21 protein-coding genes are annotated in these 26,548 nt (G+C 36.6%); 8 read left to right on the top strand and 13 right to left on the bottom strand.

Annotation, left to right across the window (positions count from 1 at the left end):
• Positions 1-18: 18 nt before the first annotated feature.
• Complete coding sequence (locus G4D61_RS03790; RefSeq protein WP_025731266.1) at positions 19-1,485, bottom strand: nicotinate phosphoribosyltransferase; 1,467 nt, start codon at positions 1,483-1,485, stop codon at positions 19-21.
• Positions 1,486-1,508: 23 nt separating this feature from the next.
• Positions 1,509-2,063 carry a cysteine hydrolase family protein gene (locus tag G4D61_RS03785; protein ID WP_025731265.1) on the bottom strand — a complete coding sequence of 185 codons (555 nt, stop codon included), beginning with the start codon at positions 2,061-2,063 and terminating at the stop codon, positions 1,509-1,511.
• 386 nt (positions 2,064-2,449) lie between these two features.
• Here G4D61_RS03785 and G4D61_RS03780 point away from each other — a divergent pair, with 386 nt between their 5' ends.
• From G4D61_RS03780 to G4D61_RS03770, 3 genes are all read left to right on the top strand, one after another.
• Positions 2,450-4,141, top strand: coding sequence for a DUF6044 family protein (locus G4D61_RS03780; protein ID WP_025731264.1), 1,692 nt, complete (start codon positions 2,450-2,452; stop codon positions 4,139-4,141).
• 19 nt (positions 4,142-4,160) lie between these two features.
• Positions 4,161-5,165, top strand: a complete 1,005-nt coding sequence (locus tag G4D61_RS03775; protein ID WP_025731263.1) for a glycosyltransferase family 2 protein — start codon at positions 4,161-4,163, stop codon at positions 5,163-5,165.
• Between the two features lie 138 nt (positions 5,166-5,303).
• A complete protein-coding gene (locus tag G4D61_RS03770; RefSeq protein WP_025731262.1) occupies positions 5,304-5,705 on the top strand; it encodes a GtrA family protein in 402 nt (133 codons plus the stop codon).
• A gap of 39 nt (positions 5,706-5,744) precedes the next feature.
• Here G4D61_RS03770 and G4D61_RS03765 read toward each other — a convergent pair whose 3' ends face one another.
• The gene (locus G4D61_RS03765) at positions 5,745-6,962 is read right to left on the bottom strand and encodes an ammonium transporter (protein ID WP_025731261.1); all 1,218 of its coding nucleotides are present in this window, start codon (positions 6,960-6,962) and stop codon (positions 5,745-5,747) included.
• 499 nt (positions 6,963-7,461) lie between these two features.
• On the opposite strand from G4D61_RS03765, the gene G4D61_RS03760 reads away from it, so the two are divergent.
• Complete coding sequence (locus G4D61_RS03760; protein ID WP_025731490.1) at positions 7,462-8,619, top strand: iron-containing alcohol dehydrogenase; 1,158 nt, start codon at positions 7,462-7,464, stop codon at positions 8,617-8,619.
• Between the two features lie 193 nt (positions 8,620-8,812).
• Here the strand turns inward: G4D61_RS03760 and G4D61_RS03755 are convergent, their stop codons facing one another.
• The 5 genes from G4D61_RS03755 to G4D61_RS03735 form a co-directional block, all read right to left on the bottom strand.
• Positions 8,813-10,225, bottom strand: coding sequence for an amino acid permease (locus G4D61_RS03755; protein WP_163173258.1), 1,413 nt, complete (start codon positions 10,223-10,225; stop codon positions 8,813-8,815).
• A 289-nt stretch (positions 10,226-10,514) separates the two neighbouring features.
• Positions 10,515-11,678 carry a multiple monosaccharide ABC transporter permease gene (gene mmsB, locus G4D61_RS03750; protein WP_035354598.1) on the bottom strand — a complete coding sequence of 388 codons (1,164 nt, stop codon included), beginning with the start codon at positions 11,676-11,678 and terminating at the stop codon, positions 10,515-10,517.
• A 1-nt stretch (position 11,679) separates the two neighbouring features.
• Entirely contained in the window at positions 11,680-13,209 is a 1,530-nt protein-coding gene (gene mmsA, locus G4D61_RS03745; RefSeq protein ID WP_163173256.1) for a multiple monosaccharide ABC transporter ATP-binding protein, read from the bottom strand.
• Between the two features lie 83 nt (positions 13,210-13,292).
• Positions 13,293-14,348 (bottom strand): multiple monosaccharide ABC transporter substrate-binding protein, encoded by a 1,056-nt coding sequence (gene chvE, locus G4D61_RS03740; RefSeq protein ID WP_035354596.1) that lies wholly within the window; start codon positions 14,346-14,348, stop codon positions 13,293-13,295.
• A gap of 415 nt (positions 14,349-14,763) precedes the next feature.
• Positions 14,764-15,867 (bottom strand): GntR family transcriptional regulator, encoded by a 1,104-nt coding sequence (locus G4D61_RS03735; protein WP_163173254.1) that lies wholly within the window; start codon positions 15,865-15,867, stop codon positions 14,764-14,766.
• Positions 15,868-16,045: 178 nt separating this feature from the next.
• Here G4D61_RS03735 and G4D61_RS03730 point away from each other — a divergent pair, with 178 nt between their 5' ends.
• Positions 16,046-16,771 carry a FadR/GntR family transcriptional regulator gene (locus G4D61_RS03730; protein ID WP_025731496.1) on the top strand — a complete coding sequence of 242 codons (726 nt, stop codon included), beginning with the start codon at positions 16,046-16,048 and terminating at the stop codon, positions 16,769-16,771.
• 216 nt (positions 16,772-16,987) lie between these two features.
• Here G4D61_RS03730 and G4D61_RS03725 read toward each other — a convergent pair whose 3' ends face one another.
• The 5 genes from G4D61_RS03725 to G4D61_RS03705 form a co-directional block, all read right to left on the bottom strand.
• The gene (locus tag G4D61_RS03725; protein WP_025731497.1) at positions 16,988-17,209 is read right to left on the bottom strand and encodes a hypothetical protein; all 222 of its coding nucleotides are present in this window, start codon (positions 17,207-17,209) and stop codon (positions 16,988-16,990) included.
• Positions 17,210-17,261: 52 nt separating this feature from the next.
• Positions 17,262-18,677, bottom strand: coding sequence for a dihydropyrimidinase (gene hydA / locus G4D61_RS03720; protein ID WP_025731498.1), 1,416 nt, complete (start codon positions 18,675-18,677; stop codon positions 17,262-17,264).
• A gap of 20 nt (positions 18,678-18,697) precedes the next feature.
• A complete protein-coding gene (preA, locus tag G4D61_RS03715; RefSeq protein ID WP_163173252.1) occupies positions 18,698-19,978 on the bottom strand; it encodes an NAD-dependent dihydropyrimidine dehydrogenase subunit PreA in 1,281 nt (426 codons plus the stop codon).
• A 14-nt stretch (positions 19,979-19,992) separates the two neighbouring features.
• Positions 19,993-21,330, bottom strand: a complete 1,338-nt coding sequence (locus G4D61_RS03710; protein WP_081750100.1) for an NAD(P)-dependent oxidoreductase — start codon at positions 21,328-21,330, stop codon at positions 19,993-19,995.
• A 191-nt stretch (positions 21,331-21,521) separates the two neighbouring features.
• A complete protein-coding gene (locus G4D61_RS03705; RefSeq protein ID WP_025728843.1) occupies positions 21,522-22,748 on the bottom strand; it encodes a Zn-dependent hydrolase in 1,227 nt (408 codons plus the stop codon).
• A 770-nt stretch (positions 22,749-23,518) separates the two neighbouring features.
• Here G4D61_RS03705 and G4D61_RS03700 point away from each other — a divergent pair.
• From G4D61_RS03700 to G4D61_RS03690, 3 genes are read left to right on the top strand one after another with little or no spacing between them, the layout of a single operon-like run.
• Positions 23,519-24,238 (top strand): lactate utilization iron-sulfur protein LutA, encoded by a 720-nt coding sequence (locus tag G4D61_RS03700; protein ID WP_163173273.1) that lies wholly within the window; start codon positions 23,519-23,521, stop codon positions 24,236-24,238.
• A 22-nt stretch (positions 24,239-24,260) separates the two neighbouring features.
• On the top strand, positions 24,261-25,730 hold the full coding sequence (locus G4D61_RS03695) for a LutB/LldF family L-lactate oxidation iron-sulfur protein (protein ID WP_025728848.1): 1,470 nt from the start codon (positions 24,261-24,263) through the stop codon (positions 25,728-25,730).
• 38 nt (positions 25,731-25,768) lie between these two features.
• The gene (locus G4D61_RS03690; RefSeq protein WP_025728850.1) at positions 25,769-26,488 is read left to right on the top strand and encodes a LutC/YkgG family protein; all 720 of its coding nucleotides are present in this window, start codon (positions 25,769-25,771) and stop codon (positions 26,486-26,488) included.
• The last annotated feature ends 60 nt before the right edge of the window (positions 26,489-26,548 follow it).

Here is a 26,548-nt window from a genome sequence, read left to right as displayed (position 1 = left end):
TACATCAATTCACTTAAATCATTCATCTTCTTTAAACCGCGCAACCTTTTCTCTTACTTCCGCAATATTACGCATCTTGTTATCCCAACATTTTTGGCTCAAATCAACCGGATATTCTTCTGGATTTAAAGAACGCTTGTATTCATCCCATAAATAGTTAAGATTTTCGAGTGCGTATTGTTGAATTTCCTTTAACTCTGGAAGTTCATAAATTAATTTTCCATCCACAAAAATATTTTGATGAATATTAATCGCTTCGAAATTAGTAACATATTTACTAATAAAAGTATGAACAGGGTGGAACATCTTTAGTCTTTTTTCTGCTTGCGGGTTTTCATCTTTAAGTGTTATATAATCCCCTTCTAGTTTGTTAGTTCGTTTATTTAAAATCCGGTATACCTTTTTCAGCCCTGGTGTAGTTACCTTTTCAGCATTACTTGAAATTTTAATCGTATCTTGCATAACTCCATTTTCATCTTCAATGGAGACCATTTTATAGACGGCGCCCAAAGCCGGCTGATCGTATGCCGTAATTAATTTTGTGCCGACCCCCCATGTATCAATCTTCGCCCCTTGAGCTTTTAAATGCAGCATTGTATATTCATCTAAATCTCCAGAGGCAACAATTTTTGCATTAGGAAATCCAGCTTGATCCAACATCTCTCGTGCTTTTTTTGATAAAAAGGCCATATCGCCGCTATCTAAACGGATGCCAATAAAATTAATACGGTCACCAAATTCTTTGGCTACTTTTATTGCATTCGGGACTCCTGAGCCTAAAGTATCATATGTATCAACAAGAAAAACACAATCTTTAAATGTCTCAGCGTACTTCTTAAATGCAGTATAGTCATCCCGATAAGCTTGTACCATCGCATGGGCATGTGTCCCGCTAACTGGGATGCCAAACATTTTTCCAGCCCTGACATTGCTAGTTGCATCAAAACCGCCAATATAAGCTGCACGCGTACCCCATATTGCCGCGTCTAATTCATGGGCACGTCTCGTACCAAATTCTAAAACTAATTCATCTTTCGCAACGAGCTTAATTCTAGCTGCCTTAGTTGCAATTAAAGTCTGGTAATTAATAATATTTAGGATTGCCGTTTCAATGATTTGCGCTTCTGCCAGTGTCGTTTCTACCTGAATAAGCGGTTCTTTATCGAATACCAATTCTCCTTCACGAACAGAACGGAATGTACCTGTAAACCGCATACTCTTTAAATACTGCAAAAATGCCTCTTCGTACCCCACTTCTTCACGCAAGTATGCAATGTCATCATCGGAAAAGCTGAAATTTTTTAGATACTCAATAATTCTTTCTAATCCAGCAAAAATGGCAAAACCATTATCAAATGGAATTTTTCTAAAAAACGCCTCAAACACAACTTTTCGATTATGGATGCCGTCTTCCCAATACGCTTTCACCATATTGATTTGGTACAAATCGGTATGAAGCGCTAAACTATCATCTTTGTAACGCATGATTTTTCACTCCTAATGATCTATTAAAGAAGTTCCGCACCAAGAGAGTGCCGAAAATGGTCCAATGCCCATTCGTGTCCCTTTGGATTAAAACTTGCTACTGCATCTTGATAGATGAACAGTTTAAAGCCTTTATTATAAGCATCAATTGCTGTATGCAGCACACATATATCCGTGCATACACCACATAAATAAACTTCCTTAATAGATCTTTCTCTTAATTTTAATTCCAAGTTTGTTCCCGCAAATGCACTGTAACGTGTTTTATCCATATAATATACATTTTTCCTATTTTTATGTTGTTCGTACAGTTTCTGCAAGGAACCATATAAATTTCGCCCTTGTGTGTCAACAATATTATGAGGTGGGAATAATATTGTTTCAGGATGATATGAATCTTGTTCTTCATGACAATCTACTGCAAAAACGACATAATCATTTCTTTCAATAAATGTACGGGTCAAATTCACAATATTCTTCTCAATTACTTGACCAGGTTTTCCGCATGTCAGCCGACCTTCATCCGCAACAAAGTCATAAGTATAATCAATATTGATTAACGCTTTTTGAACACTCATCGTTTACATCCTCCCACCAACGATTCATTTACTTTTTATTTTACATGAATTCACTTCGTTAGAAAACAATTCCAACATCATGTGTAACAAATGATGTACGATTTGTCGGCAACATGCACTTTATTAATAAAGCAAAAAAGAACTGTTTTTTCTTCCATAATGAAAAGGAATAAAGAATAGCTCCTTTAAGCATATATGAAAAAAAGATTAATTTTCCGTAAGTTGGTTATAATTAATATAGTTTTTCTTATAATATGATTTTAGATGAACTTTTCTTAAATACACTTCGTCTTTTTGTATGTGAATAAGGCAAAACCTTTATGTGATTGAACTCACTCTCTTGCCGAAACAATCACAACTAGATTAGTAGGGCGGTGTACATATATATGAAATTCCATTTAGCCAAAAACTTAAATGGAGAAAAAAAATCACTATTGGTTGCAATATTTCTTCTTGCCATTTATCTTGCACCAATGTTCATACTCGGCGGCAATATGCACATTCGAGTACATGATAATTTGGATTCTAATATTGCCTGGTACAAAGTCTTACATGATAGCGGAGAACTATTCAGTCCTTTAAATTCGACCATCCCGCAAATTATTAATGGCTTACCGCGAGATGCTTACGGAACAGAGTTTAGTGGTATTCAATGGTTATATCAATTGTTTTCCCCTGTCGTTGCATATACTTGGAGTCAAACGATCACAAGAATTTTTGCTTTTTTAGGGATGTACTTACTATTAAAGAAACACTTCATAAAAAACGACGATGCATATCCTATTAGAGTATGGGTTTCTTTAGCATTTGCCATTACACCTTTTTGGCCTTCTGGAATGCTTAGTACATTAGGACAGCCTCTTGCACTTTGGGCATTTTTAAACATTCGTGCCAGAAAAGGAACTTGGAGAGAATGGCTGACACTTACATTGCTGCCTTTCTACTCAAGCTTTATTTTAGGATTCTTCTTTTTCTTAACGGCCATGGTATTATTATGGTTACGTGACGTAATCGTTAAAAAAGATTGGAATATTAAGTTTTTAGCAAGTATCGCTTTTATGACAAGTCTCTATTTAGCGATTGAGTATCGTCTTGTCTATTCTTTAGTATTCCCGAAAGAACCTACAAGTAGAAATGAATTTGTAAGTTCGAAATTACATTTCTGGCACACCATTAGACTTGTATTCAAAAACTATTTTTTAGGACATACTCATGTCATGACGCTCCATACATTTGTCATCGTTCCTTTGTCATTTATTGTTTTATGGATTATTTTGAAAAGGAAAACTTGGCATGAAGATAAGCGCTATATGCAGCTCTTTATTTTAAATTTCGTTCTCTCTGTTTGGTATGCCTTTTGGTTCAATGAAATGTGGCAACCTTTGAAAGAAAAGATTAGCCTACTAAACACTTTTAACTTTGCCCGTTTCCATTTTTTGCGTCCGCTCATTATTTACGTCATGTTTGCAGTAGGATGTTTAATTCTCTGGAAAATAAATAATAAATGGAAAGTATTCGTGAAGGTTTGTTTAATATTACAAATTCTTGTTTTATTTGCGGCAAATCCAGAAATTTATTATCGCGTGTGTCATACACCATCTTTTAATCAATTTTATGCGGTGCAGCAATTTAAGCAAATAGATCACTATATTGGAAAACCGAAATCATCCTATCGTGTTGCAAGCATCGGGATTCATCCAGCTATTGCTCAATACAACGGTTTTTACACTTTAGATACGTATAATAACTACTATCCATTATCATACAAACATCAATTTCGTAAAATCATTGCTAAAGAGTTAGATAAGAGTCCAGAGTTAAGGGATTACTATGATCATTGGGGAAACAGATGCTATATTTTTGTGGCTGAGTTAGGAAAACATTATGCCTTTCAAAAAACAAGCAAGAAAAAAATACATCATTTAGATTTAAATATTAAACAGTTTAAAAAAATGGGCGGCCGTTATATTTTTTCCGCAGTTCCAATCTTAAATGCTGAACAAGATCATTTACACTTGTTAAAGGTTTTCCATAATAAAGAATCTGCATGGACTATTTATTTATACGAAGCAAAATAATGATTGAGGTGTATGAATCATGAACAATAAACCTGTTTTGACCATTGTAATTCCTTGTTATAACGAAGAGGAAGTATTCCAAGATACAGCAAAACAATTAACTGATATGCTCCATGTACTGATGGATGATAACTTAATTTCCTATGACAGCAGTCTTCTATTTGTAGACGATGGCAGTCATGATCGCACTTGGGACCTAATAGAGTCGGAATCATTGGTCAATCCATTTGTAAAAGGTTTAAAACTGGCTCATAATGCTGGCCACCAAAATGCTTTACTAGCCGGTTTAACTGTTGCAAGCGAGCATTCATCATGTGTCATTTCTATTGATGCAGATTTACAGGACGATATTAATGCTATTCGTACCTTTGTTGAAAAATATCACGAAGGCTACGACATCGTGTACGGTGTACGGGACAGCCGTGAAACAGATACTTTTTTCAAACGGACAACTGCTGAAGGGTTTTACTGGGTAATGCGAAAGCTGGGCATCCAACTTATCCCAAACCATGCTGATTTTCGACTAATGAGCAAAAGGGCTCTAGATGAACTTCTTAAATATAAAGAAACAAACTTATTTTTACGCGGTATTATCCCATTACTCGGTTTCCCTTCCACAAAAGTAATGTATGACCGTAAAAAGCGATTAGCCGGAGAATCAAAGTATCCATTAAAGAAAATGCTTGCCTTTGCATTTGATGGCATTACTTCTTTTAGTATTGCGCCTATTCGCTTTGTTACCTCTTTAGGATTTATTTCAGTCTTATTAAGTATTCTCGTCGGCATTTATGCGTTCATCCAAAAACAAATGGGCCATACAAGCACAGGGTGGACATCACTCATTTTGTCTATTTGGTTTCTTGGAGGGATAGAATTAATTGCAATCGGACTTGTCGGTGAATATATAGGAAAGATTTTCAAAGAAGTTAAAAGACGACCACGATTTTCAATTGAAACAAATTTATATTCAAAAAGGGATAAGAAAAAAAGGCTTATCCATTCCGGCAATCATGGTAGGGGCTAAAGAAGATTTCTTCAGCTCCTACTTTTCTTTATGAAATATTAAGAATACTATTGTAGAATATACGAATTACTAAACGATATGTAACGGCATTTTCGTTATTATACGTATGCTTTAAATTAGGAGGGAGACCATTCGATTATGTTTGATAAGCTTCGCCAATTATGTAAGTTTGGTATAGTCGGAATAGCAAATACTCTTATAGATTGTATTGTTTTTTTCATACTTACAACCTTCCATATAGAATATCTCGTCGCCCAAGCATGTTCTTACTCAGCGGGAATGGTAAATAGTTACATACTAAACAGATCATGGACCTTTCAAGTTAGAAAAAAAGCAAGCTTTCAAGAAATGATCCGTTTTATTGTAATCAACGTAATCGTTTATGGTATAACGTCATTACTGCTGTTTATATTCCACCAACAAATGCACATGCCGCTAATGATCGCTAAACTAGGTGCTACCGTTGCTGGAATTGCAGTTAACTTTATCGGAAGCCGACTTTGGGTTTTTCAGGTAAAACACCAAAAAGAGGGGATCTAAAGATTAGATCCCCTTTTTAAAGATTAATGAATATTTTCCTTAGTCAATATATGCCTGCTCACCATGCATTGTAATATCAAGACCTTTAATTTCCGCTTCTTCGTCAACACGAATTGGCATAAATAATTGGATCACTTTTATAATCACATAAGATACAACCGCAACAAAGATATATGTTGCAACAATAGCTGTAAGCTGTTTAAGGATTAAACTTGGATCCCCATAAAATACTCCATTTGCACCAGCATCATTTACTGCTTTTGTTGCAAATAAACCTGTTGCGATACCGCCCCATGTTCCACCAATACCGTGAATTCCAAAAGCATCTAAAGTGTCATCGTAACCAAGTTTAGTTTTCAAATAAGTGACAGCCCAGAAACAAACAATTCCACCAACTATACCGATAATAATTGATGCATAAGTTTCAACAAATCCACAAGCAGGTGTAATTGCTACAAGTCCTGCAACTCCGCCGGAAATTGCACCAGATAAAGAAGGCTTTTTATTTGTAATCCATTCCACCGCAGTCCACCCAATCATTCCACATGCAGCAGCGGTATTTGTATTAACAAAGGCAGTCATTGCAACATTATTGAGTGTCAGCGCACTACCTACATTAAATCCAAACCATCCGAGCCATAAGAAACTTCCACCAATAAGCACAAGCATTAGATTGTGTTTTGCCTCTGCTTCAGAGTGTTTTCTTTTCCCAAGTACAATAGCAAGAACTAAGCCAGCTACCCCAGAGGAAATATGAACAACGTTACCGCCGGCAAAATCTAAAGTACCTAAATTACGTAACCATCCACCAACACCCCAAACCCAGTGAGCAACAGGTGAATAGACAAGCAGACACCAAGCAGTAATGAAGATAAGGTATGCTGAAAATTTCATTCGGCCAACAAAACCACCAGATATAATAGCAACTGTTATAATTGCAAAAGTCATTTGAAATAACATGAATAAATTATGAGGAATTGTCGCACTATAGTCTGCATTAGGTTTAAATGTTACGCCATGTAATCCAGACCAGTTTAATCCCCCAATAATAGCGTTCCCACTAGGAGAAAAAGCAAGTGAATAGCCAACTAAAACCCATAAAACCGAAACAACTGCTAAAGAACCAAAACTATACATCGCTGTACTTAAAACATTTTTACTTTTTACCATACCTCCGTAAAAAAGCGCAATAGCCGGTGTCATGATCCATACCAATGCTGTCGCCACAAACATAAATACTGAATCTGCAGGTTGCATTTGTCTCTCCCCTTTTAATAATGTTAGTTTTTTTAACATTTATTTGTTATTAAACTTATCATACGAAAATCTAACAAAGATTTCAATACTATAGGACCATTTTTTTAGAAATTTCTAAAAAATGCTGTTAGGTTTTCTTACACAACTAATTTGTCATCGCTTTCAAATGAATTTATCATAAAAAAACTCCCATAAATCTAAACGACTTATGGAAGTTCATATATGTAAACAAAAAGTCTATTAATCTTTTGGTCGTTGTTCATGCCGATGATCATAGCCACAAACCCAAACAGCTTGTTGAATCTGCAACCAGAGACATAGCAAGAACAACTTTTTAGATAAGCCTATCTTAATCCTAGTCAATTAAAAAAACATTAAAGAAAGGAGAGAAATTAAAAAAATGTAATAAAAAAATGTGCAAGCTTAATCATTTCTTAGTGCATTCTAAAATATGATACAATCTCAACGTAACAAATAAGAATGGAAAGAAGGGTCTGGCATGAATTCATTCACTTTTCATAACCCGACTGAGTTGATTTTTGGAAAAGGCCAACTCAGCCAATTGGAAAACAAAATTGATCAATTAGGAAGCAAGATACTTCTCGTATATGGTGGCGGGAGCATTAAAAAATCTGGTTTATACGATAAATTACAAACAATTTTCCAGAAAAAAAACTGCGAAATTGTGGAACTAGCAGGAGTAGAACCTAATCCACGCCTTTCTACTGTCCATAAAGGGATTGAATTCATTCGTGAACATAAACTTAATTGGATATTAGCAGTAGGCGGCGGGAGCGTCATCGATGCCTCTAAAGCTATGGCTGTCGGAGCGCTTTATGATGGAGATGTTTGGGATTTTTATGAAAGAAAAGCTGTTGCTAAGGATGCATTGCCTCTAGGAACAATCTTAACATTATCTGCGACAGGCTCTGAAATGAACCGTGGTTCTGTCGTTACAAATTGGGAAACAAAGCAAAAACATGGCGCTGGTACAACTTTCCCAACCTTCTCTATATTAGATCCAGAGAATACCTTCACAGTTCCAAAAAACCAAACTGTTTATGGGATTTCTGATACTCTCTCCCATACGTTCGAGCAATACTTTTCACATACACCTGAAATTCCATTACAGACAGGATTAGCAGAAACAATTATGAAAACAGTAATTGGAAATGCCAAGAAGGCTCTTGATAATCCTGAAGATTATGATGCGAGGGCAAATTTAATGTTAAGTTCTACCCTTGCATTAAACGGGTTACTTGCAATGGGTGTTGAAACAGACTGGGCGACCCATTCTATAGAACACGCTGTGAGTGCTGTTTATGATATTCCGCATGGCGGCGGTCTTGCCATTATATTCCCTAACTGGATGAAATACGTATACAAAGAGGATGTTTCCCGTTTCAAACGATTTGCAATAGAAGTGTGGGATGTTTCGCCAGAAGGTAAATCTGATGAAGAAATTGCTTTAGCTGGTATTGAAGCAGTAAGGAATTTCTTTAACGAAATCGGTGCTCCTAGCCGCTTAGCTGATTATAATATTGGTGACGATCAATTAAAAGTAATGGCTAAAAAAGCTCTGCCATTCGGGCCAATCGGAAACTTCAAAAAGCTTTCCGAAGAAGACGTGTATGAAATTTTAAAAATGAGTTTATAATATTTAAGCCAAATCAAAACTCTAGGCCGACAAGAAGTTTTCTTGTCGGCTGTTTTTTTTATTACGGAAGAGGATAGTTCCCGAAGCTTTCCGCGGACCGAGCCCATAGACTTAAAATAAAAAAAGTACACCCCCCAGCGAATAATAAATTCAATGGGGGGTGTCTACACGCTAAGCCAACAAGAAGTATTCTTTAAGACTCTTCAACGACTTTCGTTACGACTGTCTTACGTTTCATAATAAATGGATATAAGATTAGACCAACTATAAATAAGCCAATTCCTAATGCGAATGTTTTTAAATCCGCCGTTCCTGTTACAATTACCCACACCGAGTATACTAATGCGATAAATGTAATAATACCGTCAGCGTAGCGTGATGTTGTTTTTACATACGTTTCTCCTGTTATCACCAATTTTAATTGATAAATAGTTGAAACGAGATAAGGTATTAAATAAGCAAGTGTTGCTACTACAATCGTAAAATTATAGGCTTTAGAAATTGTACCTGAAATCGTCGCAAATAGGAAAAACTGTGTCATAATATTTGTTAACGTCAATGAAAATATCGGGCTTCCATTTTTATTGATTTTACTAAACACATTAGGAAATAGTCCAACTTTTGCCGCTTGATACGGAACTTCCGAGCTAACAATAATCCATCCAACCGTTGAGCCAAGAAGTGATATTAAAGCTAACACAGCTAAAATATATTGTCCGTTGCTTCCAAGAACTTCCCCAAGTGCATCAACAAGTGGTTTTTGTGATGTCTTTAATTCTGCTTGTGATAAAGCTCCCATTGTTAGCAGTGTAATACCTACATAAATTAAAACGGAAATAAGCAAACCTAAAAGTGTTGCCTTTTTGACGTCTCGTTGAGATTCCGCCCGGTTTGAAAGCATAACTGCTGACTCAATTCCAACAAATGCCCATAATGTTGAAATGGCTGCTCCATTAATTTGTCCACCTAATGAGATTGAATTACCTTTAGCATCAATGAACTCTTTAGCATTCCCGAAATTTGCAGCATCAAATGCAAACACTGTTAATAAAATAAACATCATGAACCCGAGTACTTTTGTAATTGTCGCAACTAAGTTTACTTTACCACCGCTATTGATATTGCGCGCAAGAATCCATTGAATTCCCCACAACATAACGGTACAAACAGCAAAAGTTAAAAACTTCCCTATTTCTAATTGAAAAGAGCCGATTGATGCAATGACTTTTGTACTTTGCATAATCGGAAAAAATGTTGTCAAATAGCCAGCAAAAGAAATAATAACCGATGCTGTAGCTGCCCAGTTTGCTGCCCAATATCCCCATGCCATACTGTATCCAGCAACTTTACCTGCCCTTTTTGATTTGAAAAGGGCTTGCGCATAACTTTGCGGACCTGCTTTTAGTTCTGGTTTACGAATAGCTAAACTACCAAAAACTAAAGCGATCATGAATACACCCAATCCTGTTAAAATCCACGCCAATGTAGATCCAAGTGGACCAGATACATTTGCAAGATTGGCAGGCAACATAAAAATACCGCCCCCAACCATATTTCCAACAACAAAAGTTGTTAATGTCCATAAACCCCATTTTTTTGCTTCCATTATATTTTCACCCTTCTAGCTGTATTCTCATTAAATTATCGGATGGACATATTGTATAATAACCCTTTAGTTTAGTAAAGTAGTAAATAGCTAATATACTAAAATTTTAATTGGTAATTTTTACGTCCTTTCCCTATTTTCTAATATTAAGGGCATAGGGGAAATCGTTATATTCACAACAAAACGATCATTTGCATCATCCTTCTACATTAGTAAAACTCGGGCATCATAATGGGCAGTGTACAATAGAAAAGACCCTCCAATAATGTATTTAGAGGGCCTTTTCGCTTTATAATGCTTTATTTTTATTATAAACATCGAACGCAACTGCCAGTAGTAACACTAATCCTTTAATCGTCTGCTGCCAATCAATTCCCAGTCCTAAAATAGACATCCCATTGTTCATTACCCCCATAACCAAACCGCCAACAATTGCTCCTCCAACCGTTCCAATTCCTCCATACGCTGATGCCCCGCCAATAAAACATGCTGCAATTGCGTCCAGTTCAAAGTTGGTACCAGCTTTTGGCGTAGCTGCATTTAGACGCGCCGCAAAAGCTAATCCTGATAATGCAGCTAATATTCCCATATTAACAAATACCCAAAATGTAACCCTTTTTGTTTTTACCCCAGATAAACTTGCTGCTTTCTCATTCCCGCCAATCGCATACACTTGTCTTCCAACAACAGTTCTTTTCATCATAAACGAATAGACTAAAATTAATACAAAGAGGATTACAAGTATATTTGGTATTCCCTCGTATGTTGCAAGAATATAGGTAAAGAGATTTACAATGATCGCTATAATAATAATTTTCGCGAAAAATAACTTACTAGACAAAATCGGCAATTGATATTTTTTCTGCTGATTTCGATTTCTCAACTCATTCACAATATAAATGACAGTGACAATAATACCGAGTACAATCGCCAATATATTTATATCTTTTCCATGAACAATATCGGGAATAAAACCAGAGCTTATTTCTTGATAGCTGTTAGGAAAAGGGGCCAAAGATTCCCCTTGCAATACGAGCATAGTTAAGCCGCGAAAAATAAGCATACCTGCTAACGTGACGATAAAGGCAGGAATTTTAACATACGCAACCCAGAAACCTTGCCAAGCCCCAATGAAAGCACCGATGATTAACGAAAAGATCAGGACAAGGTATGTTGGAAGGTGCATATTAATTGTCATAATCGCAGAAACCGCTCCGACAAACGCTGCAACAGACCCTACCGATAAATCAATATGTCCTGTAATAATAATCAAAACCATCCCAATAGCCAAAATGAGTACATAACTATTTTGTAAAATAATATTTGTAATATTTAAAGGACGTAATAAAATACCATCGGTTAAAATTTGAAACAAAATTGCAATTAAAACTAGCGCAATGAACATTCCGTATTGCCTCATATTATTTTTCATGATTTGAACAATCGCGCCCATATTATACACCCTCCTTCGTCATATATTTCATCATCAATTCTTGTGTCGCATCTTCTTTCATTACTTCGCCGGTGATTTTCCCTTTATTCATTACGTAAATTCGATCAGCCATCCCTAAAATCTCTGGAAGCTCAGAAGAAATAAAGATAATCCCTTTCCCTTGATTTGCCAGTTGATGAATAATTGTATAAATCTCATACTTCGCTCCAACATCTATTCCTCTTGTCGGCTCATCTAATATTAAAATATCAGGCTCAGCAAACATCCATTTGCTTAATAAGACTTTTTGTTGATTTCCTCCGCTTAAATTTCCGGACATTTGTAAAATGCTTGACGATTTAATTTTTAGCTTTTCCCTTAATCGTTCTACTTCTTTTATTTCCTTGCGTTCATTAATGACTGTTTTTTTAGAAATTCTTTTTAAGTTTGCTAATGTCATATTTTCTTTTATCGATTGAATTAAATTCAGTCCAAGATTTTTACGGTCCTCTGTTACATATGCGAAACCATATCGGATCGCATCTGCGACAGACTTAATCTGAATTGGTTGTGCATCTTTAAGGATTTGTCCTGTAATTTTCTTACCATACGATCTGCCAAATAAGCTCATTGCCATTTCAGTTCTCCCTGCTCCCATAAGACCTGCGATTCCAACAATCTCACCCTTTTTGACAGAAAGATTAACGCTATCCACAATTTTTTGATCAGTATTGGCAGGATGATAAACAGTCCAATCCTTTATTTCAAGTATCGTATCCCCTATGTTGGCTATTCGATCTGGAAAACGATTCGTTAAATCTCGTCCAACCATTCCGCGGATAATTCGCTCCTCAGTAACCTGATCCTCTTTCATATTCATCGTTTCAATCGTTTTTCCATCCCGTAAAATCGTGAGGGAATCTGCGATTTTTGCGATTTCGTTCAATTTATGAGAAATAATAATAGAGGTAATCCCTTGCTTTTTAAATTCTAGAATTAAAGATAATAAATTATCACTTTCAGTTTCATTTAAAGCAGAGGTCGGTTCATCTAAGATTAGTAGTTTCACTTCCTTTGAAAGTGCTTTAGCAATTTCCACAAGTTGCTGTTTGCCCACCCCGATACTTCTAATTAATGTTTCGGGAGATTCATTTAGCCCAACCTTTTGTAATAGTTCGTTTGTTTGAATGAAAGTTTCAATCCAATTAATAACCCCTTTCTTTGAACGTTCATTTCCTAAAAATATATTTTCTGCAATTGATAAATCAGGGATGAGTGCTAACTCCTGATGAATAATAACGATCCCCATTTTCTCACTTTGTTTAATATCCTTAAATTTACAAAGCTCCCCATCAAAGTAAATCTCTCCAGAGTAAGAACTGTACGGATAAACTCCACTCAATATTTTCATTAAAGTTGATTTACCAGCACCATTTTCACCACATAGAGCATGTATTTCCCCTTTTTTTACTCGTAATTGAACTTGTTCGAGCGCCTTAACCCCTGGGAATTCTTTTGTAATACTATCCATCTCTAAAATATACTTGGACATTTTGCTCCCCCCTTACAAAAGTGAAGGAGAAGCTGCCCTATACCATAGAACATATATAAGACAGCTTCATTCAATGAAAAATGCTATTTTAATTGACTTTCTTTGTAGTAGCCACTATCCACTAAAACTTTTTTATAGTTCGACTTATCGACTGAAACTGGATTCAGCAAATAGGAAGGAACAACTTTAACACCGTTATCATAAGATTTTGTATCGTTCACTGTTACTTTTTTCTTGTGTAGCACATCATCTGCCATTTGTACTGCTTGTTTTGCTAACTTTCTCGTATCCTTAAAAACCGTCTGCGTTTGTTCACCAGCAAGAATCGATTTTACAGAAGCAAGTTCGGCATCCTGGCCAGTAATGATCGGCATAGGCTTTTTAGCCGAGCCATATCCAACACTTTTTAATGAAGAAATGACCCCGATGCTAATTCCATCATAAGGAGAAAGAACTGCGTCTACTTTATCCTTTGTATAATGTGCGCTTAAAATGTTATCCATACGTGATTGTGCAGTTGCCCCATCCCAACGAAGCGTTGCAATTTGACTGAATTTTGTCTGTCCGCTTAACACTTTAAGTTTGCCAGTATCTATATAAGGATTTAAAACCGACATTGCCCCTTTAAAGAAAAACTGAGAGTTATTATCATCTGGAGAACCACCAAATAGCTCAATATTGAATGGACCTTTCCCCTCTTTCAGTCCAAGTTTGTCAACAATATATTGCCCTTGTAATACACCAACTTTATAGTTATCAAAGGTAGCATAATAATCTACGTATTTTGAATTGCGAATTAAGCGGTCATAAGCAATGACTTTAATATTTTGCTCATGTGCCTTTTTTAATACATCTGTCAATGCTTCTCCATCAATAGAAGCAATGACTAATATATTGACACCTTTTGTAATCATATTCTCAATTTGTGATACTTGATTTTGAACATCATCTTCCCCATATTGAAGATCAACTTTATAGCCAAGCTTTTCAAATTGTTTCTTCATATTATTTCCATCTGCTATCCATCTTTCGGAGGATTTTGTTGGCATTGCAATTCCAACATAACCTTTATTTTTAGTTCCTCCCTTTCCACAAGCAGCTAAGGACAACACTAAAATACATACACTTAAAACAATCATCCACTTTTTTTTCACAAAATTTCCCCCTCTGTCTCGATAAGTTTCTAAAACGCTTACAATATTGTTTTTACAACTTACAATCCCCTTTCCCCCTCCTTACTCTTTTAAAGGCTTTGTTTAAGCCTCATTCCTATAAACAGCAGAAATAAGCTTGCTATGCATAGGAATGAGGCTGCTCTCACCTATGCAATCTAGTTTTTATAAGGGCGGAACAGAAGTAGAACGAATAATCCTGCTAGAAATATGGAGATAAAGTTGTCGATTTATTCTCTGTCCTTCAGTTTTTTTCTTTATCAGTTATACGTATAAATTTTAATACTATGACAAAAGTACGAATTATTTTTTATTAAAAATTGCCACAAAAAAAGAGGTCACCAACTCATCCATAATCCTATGAAGAGTGATGACTACCCTTTTAATCTTCTTTATTTAGCGACTTTGTCGAAGTTCTAACAATAAGTTCCGGCTTGTAGACTTTAATATCTTCTGTTTCCCTTCCTTTCTTATGCTCAACACGAGCTATAATCCATTTGGCAGCGTCAATACCCATTTGCATTTTTGGATGTTTGATGGAAGTAAGTTTTACGTCAGATGTCTCAGCTAAATGAGAATCATCGAATCCAACAATGGATAAATCATTTGGAACATGCAAATTGAGTTGGCGAGTAATGTCCAATATTTTCATTGCTATTTCATCGTTATAACATACAATCGCTGTCGGTCTATTCGGACTCCGTAAAATCTGTATAACTTTGTCTTTCATCATGGCGTCAGCAGTCTCTGTCGTATAGGTAAGGAGAAATTCAGGAAGAAAAGGAAGTTCATAAGTTCTAAATGCTTTTAAAAACCCTTTCATTCGATTAATCCCTTGATAATCATCATTTTTGAAAATCCCCATGATCTTTTTATGATGCAATTTAATTAGATGCTCAGTTGCTAAAAACTCCCCTAATTCATCATCTAATAACATTCTTGGCGGGGTTATTTCCGAGTAAAATTGGTTGATCATTAAATATGGAATCCCGATTTTCTCTAAATTTAAATAGTAATGAATGTTCGGATTGGAATTGCTGCTTTTCGTTGGTTCAACGATCAAGCCATCAACTTTTCTATCAATCATATTTTGCAAACATTTTTCTTCTAAATTTGTATCGTTGTTTGTACTTGCTAAAACGAGTGCATAACCCTTTTCTGTTAAGTAAGATTCGATTCCGCGGATAATAGATGGAAAAATATAATCGGATAAATAAGTAGTAATCACTCCAATTGTTTTTTTATTTTTAGGAGCACTTTCGTTATTTTTCCTATGCGCACAATAAGTACCAGAACCTTGTTCACGATAAAGCCATCCTTCATGCACAAGTTCCCCTATTGCTTGCCTAACCGTATAGCGACTGGCACTAAAGATTTTTACTAACTCATTCTCCGAATTTATTTTTTCACCTGGAACAATCCTTCCTTCCAAAATCCAGCTCATAATTTGATTCTTAATCATAATATATTTGGGCTCTTTTTTCATGTTGGTTGAATCATCCTTTAAATAATTGAATATTTACGATCTAGAAAGTTGTACGTATCAATTATATACAAAAAATACAACTTAGTATGCTTTTTCTTTTAAAAAATACTATTTGCATATTTTCCTATTCCAAGTTTAAATTAGAAATAGTAATGACTATCCTTTAGGAGCGAACGATATGGAATATAAGAAAATACAATCAAAAAAAATATATGAGCAAGTGGCCAGCGAGTTAATTGATATGATTCGGAATGGAACATTAAAACCCGGAGACCGTCTTGATTCTGTTCAGCAACTTGCAGAGAATTTCTCTGTCGGTAGATCTGCAATCCGCGAAGCACTTACATCATTAAGAGCAATGGGGCTAATTGAATTAAAACAAGGCGAAGGAACTTTTGTCCGTGAATTTGAACCGTCAGATATTTCTTATCCTCTCTCTCAAGCAATGCTTATGAATAAAGAAGACATCATTCATTTATTAGAAGTACGCAAAATATTAGAAACGGGCGTTGTAACTGTTGCAGCAGCAAAACGTACAGAAGAAAATATACAAAAAATGGAGAAAGCATTAGAGGAAATGAAAAAAGCAACAGGAAATGAGGAATTAGGTGAAAAAGCTGATTTAGATTTTCATCTTGCAATCGCTGATGCTTCCTTTAATCCACTTTTAATACGTCTTATGAATCATGTTTCAGACTTAATGATTGAGGCAATGAAAGAGACGCGAAGAATTTTGTTATTTTCAAACCATTCTACACTCGAAACACTCTATGACCAGCATGCAAATATATTAGAAGCAATTGTACAACAAAATCCGGAAATGGCGAGAGAAAAGATGCTCAAACATTTAGAGCATATTGAAAATGAACTCATGAATTATTTGAACGAAACTGATTTTCATTGAAAGCCCACATATAAGATATCAGCATCAGATGTCTATGCTCTATTTCTAAATAGATAAAACATTTTAGGGGATAGAGCAATTTCACTTCATTTTAAGCCAAGTCATAACCAAATAAATTCTTTTAAAGTAATAATAACTAAAAAATTCCCTAGTAATAACGGATTTTAATAAATCCATTATCTACTTAAGGGAATCAAGGACTGCGCGTTTCTACTGTTAATTTTTATTCATCAGCATTCTAGTAGTATAATATTTTCTACCGTTAGGCGTCACAATATGCAATGTTTTAACTATCTGATCTTGTTGATTAGTGTTTTCCATGCAGAAATCAACAAATGCCCCGCTCAAATTTTCTGTTACAGCACTAATTGTATAACCTTGTGCCAGCAATGTATCAATCTCTCTTTTTTCATTCATAAATAATTTTGATTCAAGCATTTTTCAGCCCCCCATTTAAATATTGGGTGAACATTACATACAAGATAAACATTTATATCTTTGCAACAGATGCTGTCTGGATGACATCATGATTAAATTTTTGCCGTTTTAAATACTTTCCACTTCCAGGCACGCCGACAAATTGCTTATCTTTAATGACGAAATTTCCTCGGCAAAGTACAGAAACTGGTTCTCCTGATATTTCCATTCCTTCAAACGCACTGTAATCAACATTCATATGGTGAGTTTGTGCTGACAATGTACGTGTTACATTTGGATCAAAAATAACAATATCTGCGTCACTTCCAACTGCAATTGTTCCTTTATATGGGAACATGCCAAACAATTTAGCAGGCTGCGTCGAGACAATATCTACAAATTGATTTACTGTTAACTTGCCTTTTGCAACACCTTCTGAAAACAAAATACTAAATCTATCTTCAATAAATGGACCGCCATTCGGTATTTTAGAAAAATCATCACGGCCAAGTTGCTTCTTTCCATTAAAATTAAAAGAACATTGATCAGAGCCTAAAGTTTGCAATGCTCCTGATTTTAAAGCATTCCAGAGAACATCTTGGTGCGATTTTTCCCGAAGTGGCGGTGACCAAACATATTTTGCCCCCTCAAAATCCGGTTTTTCTAAATAGGATTGGTCAAGAACTAAATATTGTGGACATGTTTCTCCCCATACTTTGTATCCTTTTGCACGTGCCTCCGTAATTTCTTGGACAGCTTCTGCGCAGGTGACATGTACTACATACAATTGCGAGCCAGCAACATTAGCTAATTCAATTGCTCGATGAGTAGCTTCCCCTTCTACTTCAGGCGGTCTCGTTAAAGCATGGTAAATCGGTTCTGTTTGACCTTTAGCCAAAGCTTGGGTTACAAGTTCATCAATAACCGAGCCATTTTCACAGTGGACCATTACTAATGCTCCTTCATCTTTTGCCAGTTTAAATGTCCGGAATAATGTCCGATCGTCTGCTTGGAATTCCCTCGCATATGCCATAAAGATTTTTATAGAAGTGATTCCCTCTTCATTTAACACTGTAGGGAGCTCGCTCATGACTTGTTCATCGACATTTGCTAACATTAAATGAAATCCATAGTCAATGACAGCCTTTCCCTCAGCCTTTCCATGCCATCTTTGTACTGCTTTTTTCAATGTATCGTCTCCAGTTGTAAGGCAAAAATCAAGAATTGTAGTAGTACCACCAAAAGCTGCTGCCATCGTTCCAGATTCCCAATCATCATCAGTAACAGTACTATTAAATGGCATGTCTAAATGCGTATGGGGATCAACTCCTCCTGGAAAAACATATTTTCCTTCAGCATCAATAATCTCTGCACCATTTGTTAATAATTCAGCGCCAATTTGCACAATTTTTTCTCCATCAATTAAAATATCTGCTTGATACGTATCAACCGCCGTCACAATAGTCCCATTTTTAATAACCTTTTTCATATTTTCCCCTCCCATATCGATTAGCCAATCATAATTTGACTTGCTGAAACACTATTAATTAATTTTTGGCGATTATTCCACGTTAAAGGCGCTTCACTGTGGGTTTCAATCATGTCAATCGCACCGTCTACCGGACAAACAATCGAACAAAGATTACAGCCGACACAATCCTCTTCTCGTACTTTTAAGACACTCTTACCATTTTCGGCTGTTATCATATCAATGCATTGATGTGATGTATCTTCGCACGCAATATAGCATTTATTACAGTGAATGCATGAATCATCATTTATATGGGCCACAACCTTATAGTTGAGATCTAAATCTCCCCAATCTGTATACTTTGGAACTGATCGACCAATAAGATCCATGACTGAATGTATTCTTTTATCATCTAGATAGCTGTTCAGCCCATCAATCATGTCTTCCACAATTCTGAATCCATGGTGCATTGCTGCTGTACATACTTGAACACTTGTTGCTCCTACTAGCATAAATTCGGCTACATCTTTCCAATCGGATATACCTCCTATTCCCGAAATTGGTACAGTCACATCGGATTGGCGTGCACATTCAGCAACCATATTTAAGGCAATCGGTTTAACTGCAGGCCCGCAATAGCCTCCATGCGTTCCTTTTCCTGCTACATTCGGGATTGTATTCCATGTATCCAGGTCAACCCCCATTAAACTATTAATCGTATTAATCATACTGACAGCATCAGCTCCGCCTTGCACAGCTGCATAAGCAGTTGCCGTAATATCTGTTATATTCGGCGTTAACTTTACGATGACAGGGGTTTGTGCTACTTCTTTCACCCAATATGTTTGTTTTTTGACTAGTTCTGGCACTTGCCCTGAGGCTGCCCCCATCCCGCGTTCGGCCATTCCATGCGGACAACCAAAGTTTAATTCCAAGCCATCAACTCCAACATCTTCAACCTTTTTAACGATTTCATGCCATTTTTCTTGATTTGGTTCTACCATTAAAGAAGCAATGATCACGTGTTCAGGGTATTTCTTTTTAGTCTCATAGATTTCCTCTAGATTTATTTCTAATGGCCTATCTGTAATTAATTCAATATTATTAAAGCCCGCCATTTTTTGCCCATTGTGCTGTAAGGAGGCAAATCGAGACGATACATTCAATATCGGATCACCAAGTGTTTTCCAGACAGCTCCTCCCCAACCTGCTTCAAATGCTCTTTGCACTTGATAACCTGAATTTGTCGGTGGTGCAGATGCTAGCCAAAAAGGATTAATAGATTGGATTCCAGCAAAATTAATGCGCAAATCAGCCATTCGTTTCGCCCCCTTTATAATTGCTGGTGAATAGCATAGGCTGCTCTCTTCCCTTGTTCAACAGCACTGACAACCATTGCATCACCTTGCCCCTTCCCGAAAATAACATCACCTGCTGCAAACAGATGTTGCTTTGATGTTTGATATGTTTCTTTGTCAATTCTGACGATCCCTTGATAGTGTTCCACATCAAATGCTTCAATTAAATCTATATAACGGGTTTGACCAATTGCCTTAACTACGATATCAACATCCATTAAAAAGTCTGAGTCTTCTATCTCCTCCGAGCTGTATCTCCCCGTATCATCAGCTTTTCCTAACTTCATTTTTTTACATATCATTTTTACTACGTTTCCTCTACCATCATCTATAAGCGCTTGCGGCTGAGTTAACCAGCGAAATTCAATACCTTCCTGTTTGGCAAACTCATATTCACTTGCATATGCACTCATCTCTGATTCACTTCTGCGATATACGATTTTTACATCAGATGCGCCCATTCGCTTTAAGCATGTCGCCGCATCAATCGCTGTATTACCCGCCCCAATTACAGCAGCACGCTTACCAACAAAGCGGCTAGTAATGCCACCGTCTTTTATTTCCTCTATTAGCTTAATAGCATCATAGACACCTTGGAGCTCCTCACCTGGAATACCAAGCATCGGAACGTTTCCCATACCAATTGCAAGCAATATGGCATCATAGTTTTCATAAAGAGTATGAACTGCAATATCTTTTCCAACAATTGTATTCGTTACAATATTTACTCCTAGTTGCTTCACTTGTTCGACTTCCCATAATGAAATTTCCTGCGGCAAACGAAAAGGAACGATACCATATGTATCTAACCCTCCAGCTTTTTCCTTTGCCTCAAAAACAGTCACTTCATATCCTAATCTAGCAAGCTCTCTAGCTCCTGATAATCCTGCGGGGCCACCTCCTATAACGGCGATTTTTCTGCCATTAGAGGCTCCTTTAGTAAAAAGCAGTTGGTCATGATTCATTGCCCAGTTTGTTGCATGTCTTTGCAAGTCGCCAATCTTAACGGGTATTGATACATCATTTAATACACAAGCACCTTCACATAGCTCCTCTGTCGGACATACTCTCGCACACGTTGCACCCATTGGATTTGCATCGAAGATTACATGAGCAGATCCTTTTAAATTACCAGTAACAATCTTTTTAATAAATGAAGGGATATCGATTCCTGTAGGACATGCCTTTGTACATGGAGCATCATAGCAATACAGACAACGGTTCGCTTCATCAATCGCCTCTTTATTACTTAAGTCATTTGTAACTTCATGAAAATTGACATGTAATTCTTCCAATGTTACCGAAGACTTCATTGAAGCACCCCCATAGTTCTTTAGAAAAACGATAATCTTTTTCGATGTACGTTTGTTGAGCGACATTGAAAGCAACAATTGATTATCCTTCGTTTCATTTCTTTAATTACATTCTTTTCTATAGTTATTAAAGATGTCTGCATAGCCTTATGCTGTTAAGAAAAAAGTCATATAAATGCTTTAAAGGTGTATCAATATTCCGAAATTGCAAGAACTGTATCTAAAATGACATTTACACCATTAGCACATTCTTCATAAGAAGTCAGTTCTTCCTCACAATGACTTTTTCCATTTACACTTGGAACAAATAACATCGCTGTAGGGAGATAGCTAGAAATGAACTGTGCATCATGTCCCGCACCGCTGTACATTCTTTTATTGGAATACCCGAGTGAACGAGCAGATTTTTCTAGTTGATCACATAATTTCTTATCAAAAATAACCGTATCTCTGCCCCATAGTTTTTCCATTGAAACTGAGCATCCTCCCAATGTTTCTGGTACCTCGTGAATAATTTGTACGACTTGGTTGATAACTGCGGGGTCCTTATGCCTTGCCTCTAATGTAAAAACAACCTGATTCGGGATGACAGTGTGTATATTTGGATGGACATTCATTCTTCCCATCGTATACACTAAATCGTGGTCTAACGCATTTAGTTTAGTACGCAATTGAGTCATAATATCCGTTGCAGTAAAAAGCGCGTCCTTTCTCATCCACATCGGAGTTGTACCGGCATGATCTGATTCACCATGTACTGCAATTTCATAATTGACCATCCCTACTACTCCTTCAACGATACCAATCTTTAATGATTCACTCTCTAAAACAGGTCCTTGTTCAATATGCATTTCTAAAAATGCCGTTGCTTCTGTTAAACGATTTTCAATTTCGCCTTCATATCCACTGGCGGTTAGCGCTTCGCCAAATGTGATTCCTTCAACGTCCCTACTTTCCAGCATTTTCGCTTTTTCAAATTTTCCAGAAATGACCCCTGAACACATCATCGCAGGATCAAATCTAGCGCCTTCCTCATTTGTAAAATTGACAATCATAAGTGGAATTTTCGGCTGAATATGGTGATCATAAAGTGTACGGGCAACTTCTAAACCAGCAATGACACCCAAGACTCCGTCAAAGCGGCCGCCTTTCTTTACCGAATCTAAATGTGAACCGATAACAAGTGGAGGTTTGTCTTCAATACCAGGCATTGTTGCATAAATATTGGCCATATCATCAATTTTTACTGTCATACCAATTTCTTCACAGCACGAAACAAAATAGTCTCTAGCTGCTACATCTTCTTTCGATAGGGATAGCCGTGTAACACCATTATTTTCTGTACGTCCAAATTCCGCGAACTTTTCCAACGTCCTTTTTAATCTATCAGAGTTGATTAAAACTTTTTGCTGTTGCATTTGATTTCCCCTCCATTTTTGTTATTGACTCGGTTAAATGTAATTTGTGTGATGAAAATAGCGCTTTTGAGGTCGACTCAATGTAAGCTGGTTATAATCTGTTATAATTTATTTAACATTCTCATTCAGTTAATGAAAGAGTTTTGTCAAGATACTTAACAAATTATTTTAATATTCAGATATTATAAGTTAGAAAAGGTGACATCCAATTATATAGTTGCCATTTTTATGTTATCCAATTTTTTCGGACTCTTTCTGTAAAGAATGATAAACCTCCTTTCAATTTTCGGTGGCCAATACTAGATTATTCATCATATTTAACGAAAACTAATCGCTATAAGATGCTTTAGATTATCATTCATTTTTTACACCTGCATCTGTTTGTTTCAGATTAAATGCAAGACCTCCCCTTCCAATGACAGCACTTTAAAGACATCGGAAATATTAGAAAACTAAACTCACGCTTTCCCATACTGAAAGCTCGGCTTGTTTCATAATATAAAAGAGGTATATGTTTTCTAAAGCTAGTACGTTATATCTTTTTCCCATATTTAATAATAGTTTTACAAAATCCCTTCGTACATGTGCATGAACAGTGAAAATAAAAATCTTTATCCATTCCGTATCATGATACAGTTGTTTATAAGGTAAATAGATTGGAATAGCTATAATAATATCAATCAATTATTGAAAATTTTGTGACGGAAGGAGTATAATTATTTTATCAGGTCATCTGATGACTCTTTCAAACTATTAAGAAGGTGAAGATGTTGAAAGTTAGTTTATTTATAACTTGTCTCGTGGACATGTTTAAAACTGACGTTGGAAAAGCTATGGTAGATGTTTTAGAAAGACTCGGCTGTGAAGTTGATTTTCCAAGAGGGCAAATCTGCTGCGGTCAACCTAGCTATAATAGCGGATATGTAGAAAGCTCAAAACCTGCTATGAAAACAATGATTACAGCTTTTGAACAGTCGGACTATGTAGTTTCCCCTTCCGGCTCTTGTGCATTTATGTTTAAAGAATATCCATCTGTTTTTGCAGATGATCCAGAATGGGGACCTAAAGCGAAAGCGCTTGCGGATAAAACGTATGAATTCACACAATTTCTTGTAGATGTACTAAAAGTAGAAGATGTTGGCGCTTCCCTAAGAGGAAAAGCAACCTATCATCCATCTTGTCATATGACACGGTTGCTTGGTGTTAAAGATGCACCGATGAAACTTTTACAACATGTTAAAGGGCTTGAATTTGTTCCTCTTCCAAATGCCGCTGCTTGCTGTGGCTTTGGCGGAACTTTCGCTGTAAAAATGGGACCTATTTCAGAGCAAATGGTTGATGAAAAAGTTCAACATGTAGAGGAAACAGAAGCAGAGTATTTAATTGGCGGTGATTGTGGCTGCTTAATGAATATTGGCGGTCGCATCGAAAGACAGGGAAAATCAGTTAAAGTAATGCACATTGCTGAAGTATTAAATAGTAGAGATTAGTTTAACGAAAAGGGGTAAGATTGTGGGCATAGGCATTGGTGAACAAAAATTTAAAGGAAGAGTTGACGAAGGAATTCATGATGAATTTATGCGCGGAGCTGTTCGTGATGCTCAAGAACGATTACAAACAAATCGGCAAAATGCTGCAGATCAGCTCGGCAATTGGGAAGATTGGAGATCACACGGAGAGGAAATTCGCCAGCACGTATTAGAAAACCTCGATTATTATCTCAATCAATTAAGTAATAATGTAGCAAAACGAGGTGGACATGTCTTTTTTGCGCAAACAGCAGAGGAAGCAAGTAGCTACATACGTGATGTTGTCATTAAAAAAAACGCAAAGAAAGTTGTTAAATCAAAATCAATGGTGACAGAGGAAATTGGTTTAAACGAGTATCTTGAAAAAGCCGGATGTAATGTTGTGGAATCTGACTTAGGAGAATTTATTTTACAAGTTGATCATGACCATCCTTCACATATTGTAGCACCTGCTTTGCATAAAAATAAAAACCAGATACGGGACGTGTTTCACGAAACATTAGGCTATGAACAATCAGAAAAACCTGAAGAACTTGCCCAATTTGCTCGTGAAGTGTTGCGTAAAGAGTTTTTATCAGCAGATGTTGGGATAACAGGATGCAACTTTGCAATAGCTGAGAGCGGTTCAATAGGGCTTGTTACAAATGAAGGGAATGCTGATATGGTAACAATTCTCCCAAAAACCCAAATTACTGTTATGGGAATGGAAAGAATTGTACCGACATTTGAAGAATTTGAAGTACTCGTCGGACTTCTTACACGCAGTGCAGTAGGTCAAAGTTTAACAAGTTATATTACTACATTGACCGGTCCAAAAGATGTAGGCTCAGTTGATGGTCCAGAGGAATTTCATCTTGTCATTGTCGATAACGGCCGTTCAAAAATACTTGGAACAGAATTTCAGCCTGTTTTGCAATGTATTCGCTGCGCTGCCTGTATAAATGTTTGCCCTGTATATAGACATATCGGCGGTCACTCTTACGGCTCCATCTATCCCGGCCCAATCGGTGCCGTGTTAACACCGCTTTTAGGCGGGTATGAGGAATATAAAGAACTTCCATATGCTTCATCATTATGCGGAGCATGTACTGAAGTTTGTCCAGTAAAAATTCCACTTCATGACTTGTTACGTAAGCATCGCCAAGTAATTGCAGAACAAAAAGGACAATCTCCGTTTGTAGAGAAATTGATGATGAAAGCATTTGGAGTTGGTGCCTCTTCTAACGCCTTATATGGTGTCGGATCAAAAATTGCTTCAAAGGCAATGAAGCCTTTCACAAAAGGAGACCGTATTCACAGTGGGCCTGGTCCTTTAAAAGCGTGGACAGACGTTCGTGATTTTCCAGCCCCAAGCAAGGAAAGATTTCGTGATTGGTTCGACCATCATGCTGAAGAGAAATATTCAAGTACGGGTAAAGATGTTAATAATAAAGGAATTGGTCATGATGTATGACTGCTTCCCTCTTTCAATTGATAGGAGGATTCAAAAACATGAGTGAGTTGATTCAAAATCGCGAGACATTTTTGGATAATATTGCAGCAAGCTTAGGAAGGTCACGTCGTACAGCGGGCGTTACACGACCAATCTATAGATACCAACCTCAATATGAGGTGCTAAAAAACGCCAGTCAAACTGAACTGTTGGACGTGCTGAAAACACAATCGAAAAAGATTCACGTTGATTTTTTTGAAACAACAAATGAAGGATTATCAGATAAATTAAATGAAGTCGTAAATCAATATGGCGGCGGTCCGATCTCTCTTTGGAATGATGAAAGATTTAGCGAATATGGACTGACCCCCTTACTTGAACAAGATTGGACAAACAAACAAATAGATGTACACGTTTGGAATCCCGAACTCGGAAAAGAAAACATTGAGCGCTGTAATCAGGCAAATATCGGTATTACCTTTAGCGATATTACTTTAGCTGAGTCAGGAACTGTTGTTTTATTTAGCAGTAAAGACAAAGGACGATCTGTTAGTTTTCTGCCAAAGCATTATATTGCCATTATCCCTAAAAGTACAATTGTACCAAGAATGACGCAGGCAGCTCTGCAAATTCGGAAAAAAATTCAAAATGGCGAAGTGCTCCCTTCTTGTATCAATTTTATAACTGGACCTAGCAACTCTGCAGATATTGAAATGAATCTAATTGTAGGCGTTCACGGACCTGTTAAAGCGGCATATGTCATTGTTAACGATCGATAAATCACTAGCTCTCAAAGTTTTGGAAACAACTATTTCCTAGACTTTGAGAGCTTATTTTTT

The organism is Heyndrickxia ginsengihumi, assembly GCF_011008565.1.
Classification (GTDB): Bacteria; Bacillota; Bacilli; order Bacillales; family Bacillaceae_C; genus Weizmannia; species Weizmannia ginsengihumi.
Note: the sequence above shows the minus strand (reverse complement) of the source record. Positions and strands in the feature narration are given on the sequence as shown.

Bases quoted from the DNA above. Each gene is read 5' to 3' on its own strand.
- chvE (WP_035354596.1), bottom strand. From the start codon at position 14,348: ATGATTGTTTTAAGTGTATGTATTTTAGTGTTGTCCTTAGCTGCTTGT.
- G4D61_RS03725 (WP_025731497.1), bottom strand. From the start codon at position 17,209: ATGCTTGAATCAAAATTATTTATGAATGAAAAAAGAGAGATTGATACA.
- G4D61_RS03730 (WP_025731496.1), top strand. From the start codon at position 16,046: ATGGAATATAAGAAAATACAATCAAAAAAAATATATGAGCAAGTGGCC.
- G4D61_RS03735 (WP_163173254.1), bottom strand. From the start codon at position 15,867: ATGAAAAAAGAGCCCAAATATATTATGATTAAGAATCAAATTATGAGC.
- G4D61_RS03765 (WP_025731261.1), bottom strand. From the start codon at position 6,962: ATGCAACCTGCAGATTCAGTATTTATGTTTGTGGCGACAGCATTGGTA.
- G4D61_RS03760 (WP_025731490.1), top strand. From the start codon at position 7,462: ATGAATTCATTCACTTTTCATAACCCGACTGAGTTGATTTTTGGAAAA.
- hydA (WP_025731498.1), bottom strand. From the start codon at position 18,677: ATGAAAAAGGTTATTAAAAATGGGACTATTGTGACGGCGGTTGATACG.
- mmsB (WP_035354598.1), bottom strand. From the start codon at position 11,678: ATGGGCGCGATTGTTCAAATCATGAAAAATAATATGAGGCAATACGGA.
- G4D61_RS03780 (WP_025731264.1), top strand. From the start codon at position 2,450: ATGAAATTCCATTTAGCCAAAAACTTAAATGGAGAAAAAAAATCACTA.
- mmsA (WP_163173256.1), bottom strand. From the start codon at position 13,209: ATGTCCAAGTATATTTTAGAGATGGATAGTATTACAAAAGAATTCCCA.
- G4D61_RS03690 (WP_025728850.1), top strand. From the start codon at position 25,769: ATGAGTGAGTTGATTCAAAATCGCGAGACATTTTTGGATAATATTGCA.
- G4D61_RS03755 (WP_163173258.1), bottom strand. From the start codon at position 10,225: ATGGAAGCAAAAAAATGGGGTTTATGGACATTAACAACTTTTGTTGTT.
- preA (WP_163173252.1), bottom strand. From the start codon at position 19,978: ATGGCTGATTTGCGCATTAATTTTGCTGGAATCCAATCTATTAATCCT.
- G4D61_RS03790 (WP_025731266.1), bottom strand. From the start codon at position 1,485: ATGCGTTACAAAGATGATAGTTTAGCGCTTCATACCGATTTGTACCAA.
- G4D61_RS03705 (WP_025728843.1), bottom strand. From the start codon at position 22,748: ATGCAACAGCAAAAAGTTTTAATCAACTCTGATAGATTAAAAAGGACG.
- G4D61_RS03785 (WP_025731265.1), bottom strand. From the start codon at position 2,063: ATGAGTGTTCAAAAAGCGTTAATCAATATTGATTATACTTATGACTTT.
- G4D61_RS03770 (WP_025731262.1), top strand. From the start codon at position 5,304: ATGTTTGATAAGCTTCGCCAATTATGTAAGTTTGGTATAGTCGGAATA.
- G4D61_RS03710 (WP_081750100.1), bottom strand. From the start codon at position 21,330: ATGAAGTCTTCGGTAACATTGGAAGAATTACATGTCAATTTTCATGAA.
- G4D61_RS03775 (WP_025731263.1), top strand. From the start codon at position 4,161: ATGAACAATAAACCTGTTTTGACCATTGTAATTCCTTGTTATAACGAA.